This window comes from Psychrobium sp. 1_MG-2023 (assembly GCF_030689115.1).
Taxonomy (GTDB): Bacteria; Pseudomonadota; Gammaproteobacteria; order Enterobacterales; family Psychrobiaceae; genus Psychrobium.
This window is the reverse complement of sequence record NZ_JAUYVJ010000002.1, coordinates 95,560-115,612: the sequence shown is the minus strand read 5'-3', so window position 1 is coordinate 115,612 and position 20,053 is coordinate 95,560. Positions and strand designations below refer to the sequence as shown.

19 protein-coding genes are annotated in these 20,053 nt (G+C 42.0%); all 19 read left to right on the top strand.

The annotated features are described in order from the left end of the window. Positions 1-132 precede the first annotated feature (132 nt). The 19 genes from Q8W26_RS01580 (at position 133) to Q8W26_RS01490 (ending at position 20,053) form a co-directional block, all read left to right on the top strand. A complete protein-coding gene (locus tag Q8W26_RS01580) occupies positions 133-2,727 on the top strand; it encodes a flagellar hook-length control protein FliK (RefSeq protein ID WP_101213049.1) in 2,595 nt (864 codons plus the stop codon). Positions 2,728-2,798: 71 nt separating this feature from the next. Next, positions 2,799-3,341 carry a flagellar basal body-associated protein FliL gene (gene fliL, locus Q8W26_RS01575; RefSeq protein ID WP_101213050.1) on the top strand — a complete coding sequence of 181 codons (543 nt, stop codon included), beginning with the start codon at positions 2,799-2,801 and terminating at the stop codon, positions 3,339-3,341. A 79-nt stretch (positions 3,342-3,420) separates the two neighbouring features. Continuing rightward, positions 3,421-4,446, top strand: coding sequence for a flagellar motor switch protein FliM (gene fliM, locus Q8W26_RS01570; protein ID WP_101213051.1), 1,026 nt, complete (start codon positions 3,421-3,423; stop codon positions 4,444-4,446). Between the two features lie 12 nt (positions 4,447-4,458). After that, positions 4,459-4,845: a flagellar motor switch protein FliN gene (fliN, locus tag Q8W26_RS01565; RefSeq protein ID WP_101213052.1), complete on the top strand. Its 387-nt coding sequence runs from the start codon at positions 4,459-4,461 to the stop codon at positions 4,843-4,845. After that, positions 4,805-5,221, top strand: coding sequence for a flagellar biosynthetic protein FliO (gene fliO / locus Q8W26_RS01560; protein ID WP_101213053.1), 417 nt, complete (start codon positions 4,805-4,807; stop codon positions 5,219-5,221). The genes fliN and fliO overlap by 41 nt, the downstream gene beginning before the upstream one ends. Continuing rightward, entirely contained in the window at positions 5,221-5,955 is a 735-nt protein-coding gene (gene fliP, locus Q8W26_RS01555; protein WP_305472006.1) for a flagellar type III secretion system pore protein FliP, read from the top strand. Before fliO ends, fliP begins: the two co-directional genes overlap by 1 nt. A gap of 24 nt (positions 5,956-5,979) precedes the next feature. Then, positions 5,980-6,249 carry a flagellar biosynthesis protein FliQ gene (gene fliQ, locus Q8W26_RS01550; RefSeq protein WP_101213055.1) on the top strand — a complete coding sequence of 90 codons (270 nt, stop codon included), beginning with the start codon at positions 5,980-5,982 and terminating at the stop codon, positions 6,247-6,249. A 2-nt stretch (positions 6,250-6,251) separates the two neighbouring features. Next, complete coding sequence (gene fliR / locus Q8W26_RS01545) at positions 6,252-7,037, top strand: flagellar biosynthetic protein FliR (RefSeq protein WP_101213056.1); 786 nt, start codon at positions 6,252-6,254, stop codon at positions 7,035-7,037. Positions 7,038-7,067: 30 nt separating this feature from the next. Then, the gene (gene flhB / locus Q8W26_RS01540; protein ID WP_101213057.1) at positions 7,068-8,198 is read left to right on the top strand and encodes a flagellar biosynthesis protein FlhB; all 1,131 of its coding nucleotides are present in this window, start codon (positions 7,068-7,070) and stop codon (positions 8,196-8,198) included. A gap of 318 nt (positions 8,199-8,516) precedes the next feature. Next, a complete protein-coding gene (gene flhA / locus Q8W26_RS01535; protein WP_101213058.1) occupies positions 8,517-10,622 on the top strand; it encodes a flagellar biosynthesis protein FlhA in 2,106 nt (701 codons plus the stop codon). A 13-nt stretch (positions 10,623-10,635) separates the two neighbouring features. Beyond that, complete coding sequence (gene flhF, locus Q8W26_RS01530; RefSeq protein WP_101213059.1) at positions 10,636-12,177, top strand: flagellar biosynthesis protein FlhF; 1,542 nt, start codon at positions 10,636-10,638, stop codon at positions 12,175-12,177. 36 nt (positions 12,178-12,213) lie between these two features. Continuing rightward, a complete protein-coding gene (locus Q8W26_RS01525) occupies positions 12,214-13,056 on the top strand; it encodes a MinD/ParA family protein (protein WP_101213151.1) in 843 nt (280 codons plus the stop codon). Continuing rightward, positions 13,046-13,768, top strand: a complete 723-nt coding sequence (locus tag Q8W26_RS01520) for an RNA polymerase sigma factor FliA (RefSeq protein ID WP_101213152.1) — start codon at positions 13,046-13,048, stop codon at positions 13,766-13,768. Before Q8W26_RS01525 ends, Q8W26_RS01520 begins: the two co-directional genes overlap by 11 nt. Before the next feature lie 38 nt (positions 13,769-13,806). Beyond that, entirely contained in the window at positions 13,807-14,193 is a 387-nt protein-coding gene (cheY, locus tag Q8W26_RS01515; RefSeq protein ID WP_101213060.1) for a chemotaxis response regulator CheY, read from the top strand. A gap of 20 nt (positions 14,194-14,213) precedes the next feature. Then, the gene (locus Q8W26_RS01510) at positions 14,214-14,951 is read left to right on the top strand and encodes a protein phosphatase CheZ (RefSeq protein WP_101213061.1); all 738 of its coding nucleotides are present in this window, start codon (positions 14,214-14,216) and stop codon (positions 14,949-14,951) included. Positions 14,952-14,964: 13 nt separating this feature from the next. After that, the gene (locus tag Q8W26_RS01505; protein WP_101213062.1) at positions 14,965-17,166 is read left to right on the top strand and encodes a chemotaxis protein CheA; all 2,202 of its coding nucleotides are present in this window, start codon (positions 14,965-14,967) and stop codon (positions 17,164-17,166) included. 47 nt (positions 17,167-17,213) lie between these two features. Further along, on the top strand, positions 17,214-18,347 hold the full coding sequence (locus Q8W26_RS01500) for a chemotaxis response regulator protein-glutamate methylesterase (RefSeq protein WP_101213063.1): 1,134 nt from the start codon (positions 17,214-17,216) through the stop codon (positions 18,345-18,347). Continuing rightward, a complete protein-coding gene (locus tag Q8W26_RS01495) occupies positions 18,340-19,092 on the top strand; it encodes a flagellar motor protein (protein WP_101213064.1) in 753 nt (250 codons plus the stop codon). The genes Q8W26_RS01500 and Q8W26_RS01495 overlap by 8 nt, the downstream gene beginning before the upstream one ends. Then, a complete protein-coding gene (locus Q8W26_RS01490; protein ID WP_101213065.1) occupies positions 19,082-20,053 on the top strand; it encodes an OmpA family protein in 972 nt (323 codons plus the stop codon). The genes Q8W26_RS01495 and Q8W26_RS01490 overlap by 11 nt, the downstream gene beginning before the upstream one ends.

The following is a 20,053-nucleotide window of genomic DNA, read 5'->3' as shown; positions in this document are numbered from 1 at the left end:
ATTTATCAAAAGTAGATCAAGTTTAATGCGATTTACTAATAGCGTAGCCCGTGAACGGCTTAAGTCTAAATAATATGATGAAATATAACGTTTTTTGTTGGTGTTGTATTATTTGAAGTGTTGAGGAATATTATGCTCGAAAGTCTATCTTCTGGTTTGCTAGGTGTTAGTCGTGATAATTCGGCAAGCTTTGCCGCCATGGCAACCAATAATAATGCGAAATCTGACTCTTCGTCGTCTGTAACAGAGTATGCTGGGGCTGGTAAAGCAGTTAGTAATGAACATGATGATGTCTCATTTTCTGATATTCTTAACCAAGAGATTGAGAGTGGTTCTGGTCGCACGAAATCAACGTCTCAAACTGAGAATACCAACGCAGAACAGACTCAGCCACCAGCCGATAAAGAAAATAAAGAGCAGCGCCTTTCGTCTGAGCAAAGTGAGAAAGTTGCTGAGGAAATTATTGATAAATATCTTGCCGACGTAGATCTTAACAAAGAATTTGATGAAGAGAGCGCAAGAAATCAAACAGCACCTGCTGTAACTGCACCCACTTCATCGATGGATGACGCGCCAGCCAGACAGGGAATGACACCTTCTACTGAGCAAAAAAATACAGAGGCTCAAATAATCGAAGAAAGCGCTGAGCCTTCACTAGAGCAACCGTCAATGACTCGCGTCAGTCAAGATAAGGGTATCGAACCTCAGACTCAGGGTATCATAGCAACGAATAAGGCTATTGTTGAAAGTGAAGCGGTGACATCTCATGAAAGTAAGATGGATAAAGCGTCTGATGAGTATGAACACGTTGGAAAATCGGATACTGAATCTCAAGCTGTTACACAGAACTCTATTGACATTCGAGACAATGCACAGGGATTGGTTACTGATAAAGAGAAAGTCTCCTCTGAGTTCAGTAAGAGTCAACCTTTAGTGGAAAACGAATCGGTGACCGAACGCTCAGCCGTAGGAGCGTCACCTTCATTAGTATCTGAGCAGCAGGCTGTTGATAGACAAGAACCCACGAAGCAAACTCAGGCCGCTCATGATATTAATCGCACCAACGAACAAGAGCGTTCAAAAGAGATAAGCCAAGAGGGTGAAACTGGAAGTGTTCAAACTCAGCAGAAACAAACGACCCAAGTTCAAGGTGACACTCAATTTCAAAGAGATATTGCCAGTCAAGTCGACACAAAAGAGAGAGTAGCTGAACATTCCGCTGCCACCTTGAGCTCAAAAGAAGCATCTAATGATAGCTCTGTCAAAGCCAGTGGTGAAGTAATTAACAGTCCAATGCTTGGCAAGCAAGAGAGTAAGAGCAGTGAACCGGGTCTGGTTGAGAGTGATGATAGTCGGGAGAGCGGTCAACCCTTATCTGTTGCAAAAAGTGCTCACGGGCATGACAGCGTAGGGGCTGATACGACACCAATCAAACAGCTTGTTAATACATTAGAGGCTATGTCTGGGCAATTAGCCGATAAGCCAGAATTAAAGAAAGCATTGGAACAAGTGATTGCTAAACTTGAAGCTTTAGAGCCGGTTAGAAATGGACAGATTGTGTCTAGCGAGAAGGGGTTGCCTTTTGAAATCTCTGCGTTGGAAAAAGCCATGAACCAGGCATTAAAGCAGCCGCAATCTGACACCAATATAACCGATGTTAAGCAACAATTAACCAATGTGATAATGCAACTGCCGCCTAAACAACAGAGTCAGTTGGTCGCATTTACCACTGAGGTAGTGATGGATTCGCAAGAGTCGTCTATTGATGAAAACGATATTAATTTGGTTAACAACGGTCTACGAGTGGCAGATGTTGCTAATGCTTCTACTACGCCCGCTGAAAAGGGGACTCAAGCTGCTCAACAACTGCTTAATCAAATTAATCAATCTAAACTCAGTACCTTAACTGGCGGAGAAACGGTGGTTGAAACGGCCAATCAAGCTGCTAATACCACAGCACAAGATGGCACTTCAAAAATAGCCGCACACGCAGTTGCTAGCCCTATTTTAGGGGAACAAGTAATAAAGGCTAAAGGTAGTGCTGTTGATAATGAGCTTAAATTAGCCAGTGAAGAACAATCATTAACGGATGAGGTTAAAGTGGCAGAGGCCGCCACGACTCCAGCCACAAAACAGTCTTTATTCGAATCATTATTAAAACAAGTTGATGCGCAGGGGCGTCAGGCGCAAATTGCGGCTACTAATACCGAACAACCTAATTCTGCGGTTAATGCTAGACTTGATCAACAAGAGCTATCGACACAGTCGACTCCATCTCAGCCATTAACCCCAAAACAGCTATCTGAGCAATTGCAGCAAAAATTACCACTCCATGAGCAGTTTGCGGCGACACAATTGAAAGAACGGATTACGATGATGGCAAATGGAGGTGTGTCTAATGCAGTCATTCACTTAGACCCTGAAGAACTCGGTGCTATGTCAGTGCGTATTCAAATGCAGCAAGATCAACTGAACGTTCAGTTCCAAGTGCAAAATCCAACGGCTAAAGATATGTTAGAACAAGCAATGGTTAAGCTCAGAGATATGCTACAAGAGCAAGGTATTGCGCTTAACCAAAGTGATGTTCAGCAGCAACAACAGGGTGATTCTAATGAACATGACGCGTGGCAAGGTGGTGAAAGCGATGATGATTTTGAGTCTGACCAGAGTGCCGTGACCCTTACATTGCATAAACAATCTGCCAATGGCATAGATTATTATGCTTAAGGTAATATCTTCATAGGATCAAAAAGTAATTTATGTTAGTTTTAACAAAATTTTTATCGTGAGGAAATATCATGGCAGATGATGCAGTTGAAAATGAAGAAGCCCAAGGGGGCGGCAAAAAGAAAATGATAATTATCATTGCCGCAGTACTAATTATATTGATTGGTGGCGGTGCTGGTGCTTACTTCTTTTTGATGGGAGGCGATGAACCTACGACTGAAATGGTAGATGGAGAGACTTTACCAGGCGAGGAAGTTGAACCAGAAGAACAAGAAGCTGAAGAAGCTACTGTTGGTGATGCTTTCTATGTTGGAATGCCACGACCATTTGTTTTTAATGTGCCGGGCTATGGCCGCGACCGTTTAGTTCAAATTAAAGTTCAGTTATTGGTACGTGGTGGAGAAAATGATACTGCAGCGCGTAAACACATTCCTTTGATAGAAGATACTTTATTAACTGTCTTTAGCAGTTCAAATGCAGAAAAACTATCAACAAATATTGGTAAGCAAGAGTTAAGACAAAACGCTCTAGAAGCGGTTCAAAAAGCGCTAGAGCCGATTGTTGGTAACTCAGTGGTAGAACAAGTGCTATTTATTGGCTTTGTAATGCAATAAATTGCTGCTTTACAGCGGTTTGTTATTTTTTATTAATAGTTACCGTCACGTTTGCCGGTAACTCAGGTAGGGATATAGTGTGAACGATCTACTCAGTCAAGATGAAATCGATGCGTTACTTCATGGTGTTGACGATGTCGATGAAGATGAAGTTGATGAAGGTGGCGGCGGTGATAGTGCTGCGGAGTATGATTTTTCTTCACAAGATCGCATCGTACGTGGTCGTATGCCAACGCTTGAAATGGTTAACGAGCGGTTTGCGAGACACTTGAGGATCAGTCTTTTCAACTTAATGCGTCGCACTACTGAAGTATCAATCAATGGTGTTCAGATGCTGAAGTTTGGCGAATATATTCATACATTGTTTGTGCCTACCAGTTTAAACATGGTCCGTTTTCGCCCTCTCAAAGGCACGGGCCTAATCACGCTAGAAGCACGTTTAGTGTTTATTTTAGTTGATAACTTTTTTGGTGGGGATGGCCGTTACCCTGCGAAAATAGAAGGCCGTGAATTTACGCCTACTGAGCGCCGAATTATTCAATTATTGTTAAAAATAGTTTTTGAAGACTATATGGAAGCTTGGGCTCCGGTGATGGATGTTGAGTTTGAGTATTTAGACTCTGAAGTGAACCCTTCAATGGCTAATATAGTGAGCCCGACAGAAGTTATTGTTGTATGCTCATTTCATATCGAACTCGATGGTGGTGGCGGAGATTTTCACATCGCATTGCCTTACTCGATGCTTGAGCCAATCCGAGAGTTGCTCGATGCTGGTGTACAAAGCGATAAAGAAGATACAGACCAACGCTGGAGTGCGGCACTAAAAGACGAGATCATGGATGTTGAAGTTGAGCTTGAAGCCAATCTTGGTGAAATTGATCTCACACTTCGTCAAATCATGGAAATGAAAGCGGGTGATGTGATCCCATTTGAAATGCCCGATGAGCTTGTTATAAAAGCCGAGGAGCTTCCTTCGTTTCGTGGTAAGCTAGGCCAAGTAAATGATAATTATGGTTTAAAGGTGACCTCAATTATTCCTCGGCCAGAATCGCAAAAATCAGAGTTTCAACTACTTCAACGAAAAGTGTCTGAAGATAAAGAATAGAGAGATGTCATAATGAGTGATATGGATGATTGGGCTGATGCCCTCGCTGAACAAGCTGAACAAGAGTCTAAAGATGCCGAACCCGTAGAGTTAGAACAACTGGATGGGGACGGTGCTGGTGGTGAAAGCACGACAGGAAACGAAAAGCTAGATGCTATTTTAGATATTCCTGTAACAATCTCTATGGAGGTTGGACGCTCAAACATTACTATCAGGAACCTGTTGCAATTAAATCAAGGGTCGGTAATTGAACTTGATCGTGTGGCTGGTGAATCACTGGATGTGTTGGTTAATGGCACCTTGATTGCTCATGGTGAAGTGGTCGTTGTAAATGATAAATTTGGTATTCGCTTAACAGATGTTATTAGTCAAACTGAACGTATTAAAAAATTGCGCTAAGGTATTATTTTTATCAGCTGGCCTATGTTCTTCGGCATACGCTGCAGAACAAGCTGCTCCAGACTATCTAAATATGATAGCTTCTTTGGCTATTGTGCTTGGTTTGATTTTTGCCTTAGCTTTTATGGTGAAGAAACTAAAGTTAAGTCCAACAAGTCAACGTTTGATTCGCTTGGTTGCAAACTTACCGTTGGGAACAAAAGAGCGAGTTGTCGTTGTTGAAGTCGATGGTAAACAATATCTACTTGGTGTCACGGCTCAACAGGTAAACTTACTTGAGAAGCTTCCAAATAAAATCACCGATGAAGAACCAAAAGTGGACCAAAAACTCAATGTTAGTGCTATTTTAGCTGCTGTGAAAAAGGAAAAGTCATAATGCGTTTTGCGCTAATACTGATCGCGTTATTTATCTCTCCGTCATTACTGGCAGACACTGGCTTACCGGCGGTTACGGTGATCCCTAATGATGATGGGACGCAAAGTTATAGTATAACTTTGCAGGTACTCGCATTAATGACGGCGTTAAGCTTTATCCCTGCCGTCGTTATTATGATGACATCCTTTACTCGTATCGTTGTGGTATTATCAATTTTAAGACAAGCGTTGGGTTTGCAACAGTCGCCATCGAATCAAGTGATTATCGGATTAGCGTTGTTTCTAAGTTTATTTATAATGTCGCCAGTGTTAGATAAGATTAATCAAACGGCTTTACAGCCGTATGTTAATGAGCAAGTTGGTGCGTTACAGGCTCTAGAGCTTGCTCAAGGGCCTATTCGAGAGTTTATGTTGTCGCAAACACGCGATAGTGACATAAAAACCTTTTTAGAGATTGCAAACCGCAATGACGTAACGTCACCAGAACAAGCTCCGATGACAGTACTTATTCCGGCGTTCATTACCAGTGAGCTTAAAACAGCTTTTCAGATAGGCTTTATGTTATTTATTCCATTCTTGGTGATTGACTTAGTTGTTGCCAGTGTCTTGATGGCCATGGGTATGATGATGTTATCGCCAATGATTGTATCATTGCCATTTAAATTAATGCTATTTGTCTTGGTTGATGGCTGGTCATTAGTCATGGGAACATTAGCTAATAGTTTCGGCTTGTGACGAAAAGTCTTGTAAGGAGTCATTATGTCACCTGAAGTTTTTGTCGATATATTTAGGCATGCACTCTATATTGTGATGCTGTTAGTTGCGGCGATAGTCGTTCCAAGTTTGATTATCGGCCTTATCGTCGCTGTGTTCCAAGCGGCTACATCCATCAATGAACAAACATTAAGTTTCCTACCGCGTTTGATTGTAACCTTATTGACACTGATTGTTGGTGCGCATTGGATAACGCAGACACTGATGGACTTTACTATTGGCATGATTAAAGAAATCCCGATGGTTATTGGCTAATTATGACACTGTATGAAAGTGAGATTATGATGTGGGTAGCCAGTTACTTTTGGCCCTATTGTCGAATCGCGGGCATGTTTATGGTGATGGTTGGTGTCGGTAGCAAAAACCTTTCTACACGCATTCGCTTACTTTATTCAGTTGCTGTTACTATCGTCGTTGCACCCACGCTAGGCCCGATGCCTGAAGTTGATCTGTTTTCGATATCAAGTTTTATTATTGTTGTACAGCAAGTGCTAATCGGCGTTGCTTTAGGTTTTATTTCTGTGCTGGTGATGCAAGCATTTGTCGTTGCGGGACAGGTCATTGGTATGCAAACCAGTTTAGGTTTTGCGTCTATGATTGATCCTGGCTCGGGTCAAAATGTTCCTGTTGTTGGTCAGTTTTTTTTATTATTAGCTACCTTGATGTTTTTCGCAGTGGATGGTCATTTAGCAATGATCAAAATGGTGGTTTTGAGCTTTGATACATTACCGGTGGGTGTTGATGGCTTGACTCGAGTGACTTTTGAGAAAGTGGCGCGATGGGGGGTGTGGATGTTTACTGCTGCATTGGCGATGTCAATATCTGCGATGGTTGCACTATTGGTGATTAACTTTTCATTCGGTATTTTGACGCGTGCTGCACCACAGTTAAATATTTTTTCTATTGGTTTTCCTGTCACCATGTTAGCGGGCTTGTTAGTATTATGGTTAACATTGGATACTGTGATGTCTCATTTTGACTCGCAATGGATTCGAGGTATTGAGATGATGTGTCAGGTTATCAATACTCGTTGTGATTTTTAAATGTTGTTTGGCTAAGATAACGAGGCGTAAATGGCAGAAAGTAGCGGTCAGGAAAAAACAGAACAGGCCACCCCCAAGAAGCTGCAACAAGCTCGTGACAAAGGGCAGGTGCCGCGTTCAAAAGAGTTAGCAACGGCTGCTGTTCTGATTGCATCTGCTGCATCGATGTATATTTTTGGTAGTGCGATTGCAATGTCGCTTTATCATGTGATGAAAAATATGTTCACCATCAAGCGTGAACAGGCCTTTGATACAAGCCAGTTTGGTTTGATGTGGGCTGAAGTGTTTACTTTAATAAGTTGGCCGTTACTTGGCTTTATTATCACTCTGTTTATTTTTGGCTTTATTGGTAGTACCACTCTTGGCGGAATTACATTCAGTTTTGATGCTGCTAGGCCAAAACTATCAAAAATGAGTCCCGTTCAGGGTTTTAAGCGAATGTTTGGTACTCAGGCACTCGTTGAGTTATTAAAGTCTTTAGGGAAATTTGCGGTTATATCAACACTCGCTTGGCTTTTACTCACCTTTTATTTCCCCAGTATCTTACAATTAAGTCAAACTAACTTCCCCCTTAATGTGATTGAAGCCTTAGATATCCTATTGTGGATATTTATTATTTTGTGTAGTTCATTATTACTTATTGCAGTGATCGATGCTCCTTATCAAATCTTTAAACATAAAAAAGAGCTTAAGATGACACTGCAAGAGGTGAAGGATGAGTTTAAAAACACTGAAGGTAAGCCTGAAGTTAAAGGCAGGCAGCGTCAGCTACAGCGTGAAGTGTCTCAACGGCGAATGATGCAAGATGTCCCAGATGCTGATGTGGTTATTACCAACCCCACTCACTTTTCTGTAGCATTGAAATACGATACTGAGGGAAGCCGAGCACCAATTGTAGTCGCTAAAGGGGTCGATCAAGTTGCTTTTCGGATCAGAGAAGTTGCGCGAGAAAATAATGTTTCGCTAGTCGCTAGCCCCGCATTGGCCCGCGCTATATATCACACAACTGAAATTGATGAGCAAATTCCAGATGGATTGTTTGGGGCTGTTGCTCAAGTCTTAGCTTATGTTTTTCAATTAGAGCAGTTTCAAAAACGAAAAGGGCGTAGGCCGACTAAACTCCCTAATGAATTCGACATTCCAGATGACCTGAAGCATTAGCTTATTTAACCATCACTTAAGTGGTCAATTAGAATGCTGAGATGACGTGGTATTTCTCTATAATTGTTGTATGTGGTTGTTGCGACAACGCTTTCATATTCACACAACACCAAATTGACTGTGACAAGTTATTGACGCAGGTTGATGAGTCCTTGACTATTGACTAATTGCTTGTTATTTCTATGTTAATAATATTTATATCATATATTTTATTGGCTTGTTTATTGCTATTATGGGTTGTTTACTTAATAGTTATACCAATGTGATTTATTGGTATTGCTCTATTTAATAGTCATCTGTGTAGGTACCCATTAGACAATGGATTTAAAAGCAAAACTATCGCAAGTTGCTTCTGATAACTCGGCGATATTCAAAGGCATTGCAACACCTTTACTCGTGTTGGCAACATTAGCAATGATTGTATTGCCGATGCCCACTTTTCTGCTCGACTCATTATTTGCTTTTAACATTTCTCTTTCTCTTGTTGTTTTACTTGTCGCCATTTACGCACTACGCCCGTTAGACTTTGCGTCATTTCCGAGTGTACTCTTAATTGCCACACTATTACGCCTCGCATTAAATGTTGCTTCAACACGTCTGGTGTTACTTGAAGGGCATGAAGGCGGAGACGCCGCAGGTAAAGTAATTGAAGCCTTTGGCTCTGTAGTTATTGGCGGAAACTATGCCGTAGGTTTAGTTGTTTTCCTTATTCTTGTGATTATTAATTTTGCGGTAGTGACAAAGGGGGCTGGACGTATCTCGGAGGTGAGCGCTCGTTTTACGCTAGATGCAATGCCGGGCAAACAAATGGCCATCGATGCCGACTTAAATGCTGGTATTATTGATCAAGATCAGGCTAGAGATCGTCGTGCAGAGGTGACGAAAGAGGCTGATTTTTATGGTTCAATGGATGGTGCATCTAAGTTCGTAAAAGGTGACGCAATCGCTGGCATCTTAATATTAGTAATTAATATTTTAGGCGGGTTTGTCATCGGGATGGTTCAGCATGGCTTAAGCTTTGGTGAAGCGGTTGAGATCTATACTTTGTTAACGATAGGTGATGGCTTAGTCGCTCAAATTCCTTCGCTATTATTATCGATTGCCGCGGCATTAATGGTGACTCGTCAAAATGAATCTGAAGACATGGGTACTATCGTTTATAGCCAAATGTTGGGTAACCCAAAGGCCTTATTAGTCTCTGGTGGTTTATTATTCGTAATGGGTATCGTACCGGGAATGCCTCATTTTGCGTTTTTATCTATGGCGTTTATTTCATTAGGAATTGGTTATTTCTTGTATAAAAAGCAACATCAACTACAAGCAAAAGGTGAGCTTGCGACCAGTCCTGACGGAAAGCCAGTGCCCAAAGCGACTGAACCGGTTAAAGAGTTGGGTTGGGATGATGTAAATCAAGTTGATGTTGTTGGACTTGAAGTAGGCTATCGTTTGATTCCGTTAGTAGACGTTGGTCAGGGCGGTGAATTATTATCGCGTATTAAAGGGGTCCGAAAGAAATTATCTCAGGAATATGGTTTCTTAGTTCCTGCAGTACATATTCGTGACAATTTGGACTTAAATGCGAATAGCTACCGAATCTCATTAATGGGCGTGACTATCGGTGAAGCGGAAATCCGACATGATTGTGAACTAGCAATCAACCCAGGTCAGGTTTTTGGTCAAGTTGATGGTGTTAAAACAACGGATCCGGCATTTGGCTTAGAGGCGGTATGGATCATGCCTGAGCAACGGGAACATGCGCAAACGCTAGGCTATACTGTGGTTGACCCTGCAACAGTTGTTGCTACACACATCAGTCAATTATTGACTAATAACGCATCGCAGTTATTAGGACATGAAGAAGTTCAAAACCTGCTAGATATCTTGCAGCGTCAATACCCTAAGTTAGTTGAAGGTCTTGTGCCAGATATTCTGCCATTAGGTGTCGTTGTTAAAGTGATGCAAAACTTGCTACACGAAGGCGTGCCTATAAGAGATCTGCGAACAATTATTCAGACACTTGTTGAATATGGCGCAAAAAGTCAAGAGCCTGACGTTTTAACTGCGGCGGCAAGGATCGCGTTAAAACGACTAATAGTCCAAGAAATCAATGGGGTAGAGTCTGAATTAGCTGTTATAACACTAGCGCCAGATCTGGAACAGATGTTGCACCAATCTATGCAGGCTACTGGTGGAGACGCCGCTGGGATGGAGCCTGGTTTGGCTGAACGATTACAAACATCTTTAGCAACTGCCACAGAACAGCTAGAATTAGAGGGAATGCCTGCTATCTTATTGACTTCAGGTGTATTAAGATCAACATTATCACGGTTTGTTAAAAACACGATACCAGGATTAAAAGTATTGTCTTATCAAGAAATTCCAGACGACAAGCAAATTAAAGTTGTTAGTTCGGTAGGGCAATAATTGAGGAATAACGGTGAAGATTAAACGTTTTGTCGCAAAAGATATCCGCTCAGCGCTTGATGAAATCAAGATCGCGTTAGGGCCTGATGCGATAATTATGTCTAACAAAAAAGTTGATGGCGGTGTTGAGATTGTTGCTGCAGTTGATGAAGACAATAACGCAGTATTACCTAAAGCTTCGCCGAAACCTGCTTCGTCACAGACAGTTGCTGCTCCAAGCGAAGTTATGGCAGATCGTTTTGAGCAAGCTGAACAGCCTGTGGCTAATTTCTCTGCACAGGCACAAGCACAAATTGCTATGCAACAATATGGCGCAGGGAACTCACAGAGCAATAATAGTCGCCAGCCAAGTGATGATCAACTGTCACTATCAGGGTTTCAGCAGCGTTTAATTAAGCAACAAGCACAGCAGATAGCAAATAATCAAATGCCAATTAATGCAATGTCTGGGCAGGGCGCAAGTTCAGCTGACAACCAGCCAACAGAACCTGTCACAGCTACATTGCCAAATACTGTCGCGGATAACCTGCCTGAATGGGCGCAAGCTTTACAAAAGCCAGCTTCAATATCGCCACAGACGGCGACCAGTCAGGCATATGAGCGCGAACCAGCAATTCAACAAGAAAACCCCGCCATTGAAGAGTTGCGTGCTGAAATGGCATCAATGAGACAATTATTGCAACATCAAGTCAGTGGGCTGATGGAGCAAGATGTTAATCGTCGAGACCCGTTAAGAGCCATGCTTACTGCAGAACTTTGTGATATGGGTTTTGAGGCTGATGTTGCGCAGCAACTGGTTGTTGATGTGCGTCCTGACGCTACGTTTGAACAGGCGAAACAAATTATTGCTAGTACGTTGCTCAAACGTATTTCGACAACGAATAATGACGTACTTGAGCAAGGTGGTGTCGTCGCGTTATTAGGTCCAACAGGTGTTGGAAAAACGACCACAGTGGCAAAGCTTGCTGCAAGGTTTGCAATGCAATATGGTAGTGACCAAATCGCGATGATAACGACAGATAGTTATCGTATTGGCGCATATGAGCAGTTGAATACCTATGGAAAAATTCTAGGGTGTCCAGTTAAAGTAGCCAAAGATGCACAGCAACTAGCCGATGCGATTTACCAATGCCGTCAAAAACGACTCGTGCTAATAGATACTGCTGGTATGGGGCAACGAGATTTACGTTTAAGTGAACAGCTTGCGACCCTGATGAACTCCAGTCATGTCAATATCAGAAGTTATTTGGTTTTACCGGCGACTGCCCAGCGTAAAGTACTGCAGGAAGCTATTATTCAGTTTAGAAAAATGCCATTAGCAGGCTGTATCATCACTAAAATGGATGAAGCTATTGGCGCAAGTGAAATTTTAAGTGTGGCGATTGGCCATTCATTACCTATTGGTTATTTGACAAATGGGCAACGAGTGCCTGAAGATATAGGTGTAGCCGATCTCAATAGTTTAATTAACAATGTGATAGAGCAATTAAGTCAGGTTCAAGATAAAATGACAGCAAATAATGACTCTTCATCATTCTCCAGTTTTAATAGATAGGCAATTTAAGTGGATCAAGCAAGCGGTTTAAGAAAAATGACTCAACCAAAAATGATTAAAGTAATTGCAGTTACTGGCGGTAAGGGCGGTGTTGGTAAAACCAACGTGTCGTTAAATCTTGCAGCGGCTCTTGCGCAACAAGGTAAACGAACCTTGGTGCTGGATGCTGATTTAGGCTTAGCTAATGTTGATGTAATGTTAGGCTTGCGCGTGCAAAAGAATCTGTCACATGTGTTATCAGGTGAGTGCGAGCTCGATGATATTATTGTTCATGGTCCACAGGGGATAAGTATCATTCCTGCGACATCGGGTTCACAATCGATGGTTGAACTTGAGCCTGCCCAGCATGCTGGCTTGATTCGTGCGTTCAGTGAAATGCGCCATGACTTTGATGTATTAATTGTTGATACTGCCGCAGGCATTTCTGACATGGTGGTCAGTTTCGCTCGAGCTTCTCAAGATGTAATTGCAGTTGTTTGTGATGAACCTGCCTCAATCACTGATGCATATGCTTTAATTAAACTATTATCACGTGAGCATGGTGTGTTTAGAATTAAAGTTGTTGCAAACATGGTACGTAATTTACGAGAAGGTCAGGAATTATTTGCTAAGCTTACAAGAGTAACGGATCGATTCTTGGATGTGGCCTTAGAGTTATGTGCAACGATTCCATTTGATGAGAATGTTCGACGCTCGGTGAGAAAGCAAAAACTGATAACAGATCTGTTTCCTCAATCACCAGCATCGTTAGCATATAAAAGTTTAGCTAATAAAGTGCAAAGTTGGCCTATACCAAATCAGCCTGGCGGTCATCTGGAGTTCTTTATTGAGCAATTAGTTGATAACCGTTCTAATAACAGAGACGTTTCTGGTGAGTAAAGCAGCGGCATACGCTCAAACATCTCAGAACAATGATCAGTTAGTGATAGCTCATGCTGGTCTAGTGAAAAAAATAGCACATCATTTAAAAGGAAGACTTCCTGCCAGTGTGTTGCTAGACGATTTAATTCAATCAGGAATGATCGGGTTACTCGAAGCTGCGAAAAACTTTGACGGTTCTAAAGGTGCAAGTTTTGAAACTTTTGCTGGTATAAGAATACGCGGTGCAATGCTTGATGAAATAAGACGTGGCGATTGGGTTCCTCGTTCGGTACACCGAAATAGTCGAGCAGTACAAAAAGCAATCGACGAGGTAGAAAAAGAGCACGGAAGGGATGCTAAAGAGCATGAAATTGCAGAAAAATTAGGAATTAACCTAGACGAATATGCACAAATGCTTAATGATATAGCATCAGGAAAAATAATCGGCATGGACGATCTGGGTGTGTCTGAAGATGTATTGGTTGTTGATGGACAGGCTGAATCGGATGACTCTTATTCCCATGCTGTGTCTGGACGTTTTCAGACAGCATTAGCTGAAGCGATTAAAGGGTTACCTGAAAAGGAAGCGTTAACCTTATCATTGTATTACGATGAAGAATTAAACCTGAAGGAAATAGGGCAAGTTTTAAATGTGAGTGAGTCACGAGTGAGTCAAATTCACTCGCAAGCAATGGTTCGTCTGAAAGGGCGTTTAAATAATTGGAGCTGATTGCATAAGGAATTGCAGTTTGAATAGTGGAGAGCGTTTTGGATAAAAACATGAAAATACTGGTTGTTGATGATTTTTCAACAATGAGACGAATTATTAAGAACTTATTAAGAGATCTTGGTTTAACAAACACCCAAGAAGCTGATGATGGTGCGACTGCACTACCTATGCTTAAAGAAGGTGATTTTGACTTTGTAGTGACCGACTGGAATATGCCAGGTATGCAAGGAATTGATTTGTTAAAGCATATTCGTGCTGACGAAAAGCTAAAGCATCTACCTGTATTAATGGTAACGGCAGAAGCAAAACGTGAACAAATTATTGCAGCGGCTCAAGCAGGTGTAAACGGATACATTGTTAAACCATTTACTGCTGGGACATTAAAAGAAAAGCTTGATAAGATTTTTCAACGAATTGAATCTTAAGCTATAACACGGATATTCTTATGACTGATAATGAGAATTCTTATATCTCGTTAGAGCAGGCTAAATCACTTGTTTCTGCGTTAGAGCAGGGGCAGGTTGCGTCTGCTAATGAAATTATTGAACAAGCTAGCCATAAAATGCAGCAAGACATCTTTGTTGGTGTCGGCAAGTTAACTCGTCAACTGCACGACTCATTGAGTAATATGAGTATTGATGAGCGCTTTTCATCATTTGTTTCATCGTCATTGCCGGATGCAAAAGAACGTCTGTCTTATGTCGTTGAGATGACCTCTCAAGCGGCAAACCAAACAATGGATGCAGTTGATGAGTGTATTCCGTTAGCTCAGAAGCATCAGGCCACAGTTAATGAGATCTTACCATCTTGGGAGCGTTTGAAAGATTGTAAGATTAAAGTGGATGAGTTCAGGATGCTTTGTACTACTTTAGATAAGTATTTTTCAGAATCAGTTAACGATGCTGAACAATTAAATACCAAGCTAAATGACATTGTGCTCGCTCAAGGTTACCAAGATTTAACCGGGCAAGTACTTCACAAAATAACTGATTTAGTAAAAGATGTTGAAGAGAATTTGATTGGTATTTTAAAGCTATTTGGTCATTACGATGACGAACAGCAATTAGATCGCGTTGATAACTGTATTGAAGCTGAAGGGCCCGTTGTCGCAAAATCAAAACAGCATGATGTTGTTTCAGGACAAGATGATGTTGATGATTTGCTTTCTAGCCTAGGATTTTAAAAGGACGCAAACTATGTCGTTTGATGTTGATGAAGATATACTCCAAGATTTCCTGATAGAAGCGGGTGAAATATTAGAGCTTTTACAAGAACAGCTTGTTGAGCTAGAAAATAACCCGGAAGATTCTGATTTATTAAATGCTATTTTCCGAGGCTTTCACACCATCAAAGGTGGTGCAGGCTTTATGTCGTTAAAAGAGCTTGTTGATGTTTGTCACGGCGCTGAAAATATCTTTGATTTGTTAAGAACAGGTCAACGAAGTGTCACGCCAGAGTTGATGGATGTCATTCTTGAGGGTCTTGATACTGTCAACGACATGTTTACCTTGGTTAAAGCACGCGAAGAATTAAGCCCTGCGGAGCCTCGGTTACTTGAAGAACTTGAAAGGCTAAGCAAACCGGAAAGTGCTGAAGAGCCAGCACCGGAACCAGAGCCTGAACCTGAACCTGAACCTGAACCTGAACCAGAGCCGGAGACAGTTGCTGTCGAAAGTAATGGCGATGAAATAACTGACGATGAATTTGAAGCATTATTAGATGAGCTAGAGGCAGGTAAGAAACAACCTATCGTTAAGGATGAGTCCACTGATGTTCCTGCTTCTGATGACGAAATTACCGATGATGAATTTGAGGCCTTACTCGATGAGCTTCATGGCGCTGGCTCTCCAACTGCTGCTAAAGCTTCAGTCACTCCAGCATCGTCGGACTCCGAAGAAATTTCAGATGAAGAGTTTGAAGCTTTCCTCGATCAGCTTCATGGTGAAAAGGGTTCGCCATCTTCAGTTGAAAATACTGTAAACCAGGTACACACCAAGCCTGTTGCTGAATCAGCGAAATCAAAGACAGATGATGAAATCGATGATGCAGAATTTGAAGCACTACTCGATGAGCTACAGGCGGCTAAAAAGAACGAACCAACACCTAAAGCTATTTCGCAAGCGACACCCACTGTAGCAGCACCTTCACCAGCCCCGGCACCGAAAAAGGCTCCTGTGGCCGCTGCTCCGAAGAAAGCATCCGCAACTGCGCCGAAAAAAGCAGCTGCTACACCACAAGCAGAAACAACCGTTCGCGTTGATACCGCAAGGCTCGATGAGATCATGAATATGGTTGGTGAGCTAGTATTAGTTCGGAATCGGTTAGTTAGCCTTGGTTTAACCAGTGGCGATGAGGAAATGTCTAAAGCGGTTGCTAATCTCGATAATGTTACAGCTGATCTACAAGGGTCAGTGATGAAAACTCGCATGCAGCCGATTAAGAAAGTTTTTGGGCGCTTCCCTCGAGTCGTTCGAGATATGGCGAGAACACTTAAAAAAGATATCACTCTCACGATGGAGGGTGAAGATACCGATCTAGATAAGAATTTAGTTGAAGCGCTTGCAGACCCGCTAGTTCACTTAGTAAGAAACTCGGTCGACCATGGTATTGAGATGCCGGATGATCGTGAAGCTAATGGTAAACCACGTAACGGTACTGTCGTATTATCAGCCTCACAAGAGGGTGACCATATTTTGCTCGCCATCACTGATGACGGTGCTGGTATGGATGCTGAAAAGTTAAAATCAATCGCAATTTCTCGTGGTGTACTTGATGAAGAGTCTGCTGCACGGATGAGTGATGAAGATGCTTATGCATTAATTTTTGCGCCCGGTTTTTCAACCAAGACTGAAATCTCTGATATTTCTGGTCGCGGTGTGGGGATGGATGTTGTTAAAACAAAGATTACCCAGCTTAATGGTACCGTTAAGATTCAATCTGAAAAAGGTGTGGGGACGACATTAAAAATCACAGTGCCATTAACATTAGCAATCATGCCGACACTAATGGTTCAATTGGGCGAGCAAACCTTTGCGTTGCCTTTAGCAGCGGTCAACGAAATATTTAATCTTGACCTAACTAAAACAAACATTGTTGATGGTCGTAAGGTTGTTGTAGTCCGTGATAAGGCAATTCCATTGTTTTATCTCGATGAATGGTTAAGTAAAGGCTATGACCCTAGTCACGAAAGAACAGAAGGGCATGTTGTTATTGTCCAAATTGGTCAACAAGACGTTGGCTTCGTGGTTGATGGGTTAATTGGTCAAGAAGAAGTGGTTATCAAGCCATTGGGTGCATTGCTTCATGGAACTCCAGGAATATCTGGTGCAACAATAACAAGTGACGGTAGTATCGCCTTGATTGTTGATATAGGAAGTTTATTAAAACAATATGCATAACTTTCAATTATTAAAAGTATAAAGAAAGTTATAAGAGGTTAGTTTATATGGGCATCAAAGTATTAATCGTTGATGATTCACATTTTTTTAGACGATGTATTGGTGAGATTGTCACCAAAGCCGATGGTTTAGAAGTACTTGACTATGCAAAGAACGGTCAAGAAGGTGTTGAAAAGGCGTTATCGTTAAAGCCGGACGTAGTGATGATGGATATCGAGATGCCTGTTAAGAATGGCATTGATGCGACTCGTGAGATAATGTCTAAACAGCCAATGCCAATTCTAATGTTTTCATCGTTGACCCATGAAGGAGCGAAAGCCACATTAGATGCCCTTGATGCCGGTGCAGCTGACTTTTTACCTAAAAAGTTTGAAGAAATAGCTGGTTCAGGAAAGGTCGCTTCAGAGCTAATTACCAAAAGAATCAAAGCCATTGCAAGACGTACCATTCGAACACGTCCTGCAGCTAGCCCTGCATCAAGACCGCCACCTAGTTCGTTACGGTCTACGACTACAACCCCACTAAAGCGCCCACTAGAACGAACCCCGACGACTAATCGGGTCAATAGCCGAGCCGTTGACCGTAATGCTAGCGTTACTAAAGCGAGTGGAAAACGATATAACATGCTTGCGATAGCATCGTCTACTGGTGGTCCGGTAGCACTCCAAGCGGTACTGAGCAAGTTGCCAGCAAATTTCCCTTATCCGATCTTGCTTGTTCAACATATGCCAGGGGCTTTTACAGGTGCCTTTGCTGAAAGGCTTGACCGTTTGTGTAAAATTAAAGTTAAAGAAGCCACCAATGGTGACATTGTTAAGCCTGGTCATGCATATCTTGCCCCTGGTGGTATGCAGATGCTTTTTGAGCGAGGTAACCGACTTAAAGTGACTGAAGGCCCTTCCCATTTAAACTACAAACCTTGCGCTGACGTTAGCTTTGCTTCTATCGCTAAAAATCATGAAGGGAATGTCATGACCTTAGTACTTACTGGTATGGGGGCTGATGGCTGTGATGGGGCTAAGTTATTAAATACCAAAGGAGCAACGGTCTGGGCGCAAGACGAAGCGACCTCTGTTGTCTATGGTATGCCTCAAGCGGTAAAACGTGCTGGATTAACTAGCAAAGTTTTACCGCTTGAGACCATTGGTGAAAGTTTAGTAAAAGAGATGCTGCATGGATAGATTAAGCATATTTGGTTTGGTGTTAGCCTTTGTGGCTATTCTTGGTGGACAATTATTAGAAGGGGGGGCGCTAGCCACACTCTATAATGGACCAGCCTTACTGATAGTGCTTGTAGGGACACTTGCCGCGGTGATGATTCAAACGCCATGGCATCAATTTGTTCGTAGCTTTACCATGCTTAAATGGGTGGTTTTTCCGCCAGAGTATGACGTTGAAGAGCGTATTAATACCTTGCTTCGCTGGGGGCACATCTCTCGTGCGGAAGGCTTCTTACCGTTAGAAAATGAATTGGATAATGAAAAAGATCCGTTGATTAGAGAATGTTTGATGCTCTTAATCGACGGTGCGGAAGTTGAACACATTAGAGAAACTATTGAAACCCGGATTTACTTTCAACGAGATGAATATGGTCATAGTGCTAAAGTGTATGAGGCAATGGGGGGTTATAGCCCAACATTAGGCATCTTAGGTGCTGTATTAGGCTTGATTCAATCTATGCAGTACTTAGATCAACCGACTCAATTAGGTGGTGGTATAGCAACGGCTTTTGTTGCGACCATTTATGGCGTCGGCTTTGCCAACCTCATTTATTTACCAATTCACTACAAGTTACGTCGTCAAGTTTTTCAAACCGCTCTTTATTATGAAATGATTTTAGAAGGGGTCCTCCTAATTAACCGTGGAGAAAACCCTAACAGTATTGAGCGACGGCTAGAGGCTTATAAGATCGCGTATGCTAAATAGCCGACGTAGAAGTAGTGGGGTAACAGACGATACGCACTTGGATCGCTGGTTAGTGTCTTATGCCGATTATATGACACTGCTTTTTGCCTTATTTGTTGTTTTATATGCCTTTGCGTTAGTAAAAGAAGAAAAACATACAATTTTATCAGATTCGTTAGGTGAAATTTTACACCTTGTAGATGATAAAAAAGGCAGTCAGGGTAGTGTTCAACAAAATAGCAGTGACGAAATTCTTACTTCTGGTGATAAAATCTCTGAAATGGACCAATACAATAAGGGCCTCCTTCAAGAAGTCGGTACTGAACCTGTAGAAGGTGATAGTCAGCTAGTTGAAACTGATGCCAAATTATTAGGTACGCCCTTTTCTTCGATGAAAGAGAAATTAGCCGAAGACTTACTTGAGGTTTTAGAGGATGGCTACGCTAAAATAGAACAGGATGATAATTGGTTAACAATTGAGTTCAGTAGTGGTTTACTATTTGATAGCGGTAGTGCAGCAACCCGAGATGAAACAAAGGAGGTCTTAGCTAAAGTTATTAATACTATTGCCCCTGCAAATAACTTTGTTCACGTCCGCGGTTATACAGATAATCAACCAATCAATAATGAGCAGTTTCAATCGAATTGGCAACTGTCATCTGCTAGAGCTAGTGCTATTGTACAAGAATTGCAACGTTTGAATGTTGAACCACAACGATTAGCCATAGAAGCATATGGTGAATATAAGCCTAAGAATGCTAATGATACTGCTGTAAATAGAGCGCGAAACCGCCGTGTCGTTATTGCGATTAGCCGGTTCGGTTGGCGTAAACCCACACCTCAGGTATTAACGACTAGTGAGCCTCAAGAGGAAGCTTCTTCGGCGAGTAATATTTCTGGCCAAAGCGGAGCCAATTCCATTCAGGTTATTGATTTACCTAATGGTGGGGTGCTTGTTACGACCCGAACACAGGAGTTATAG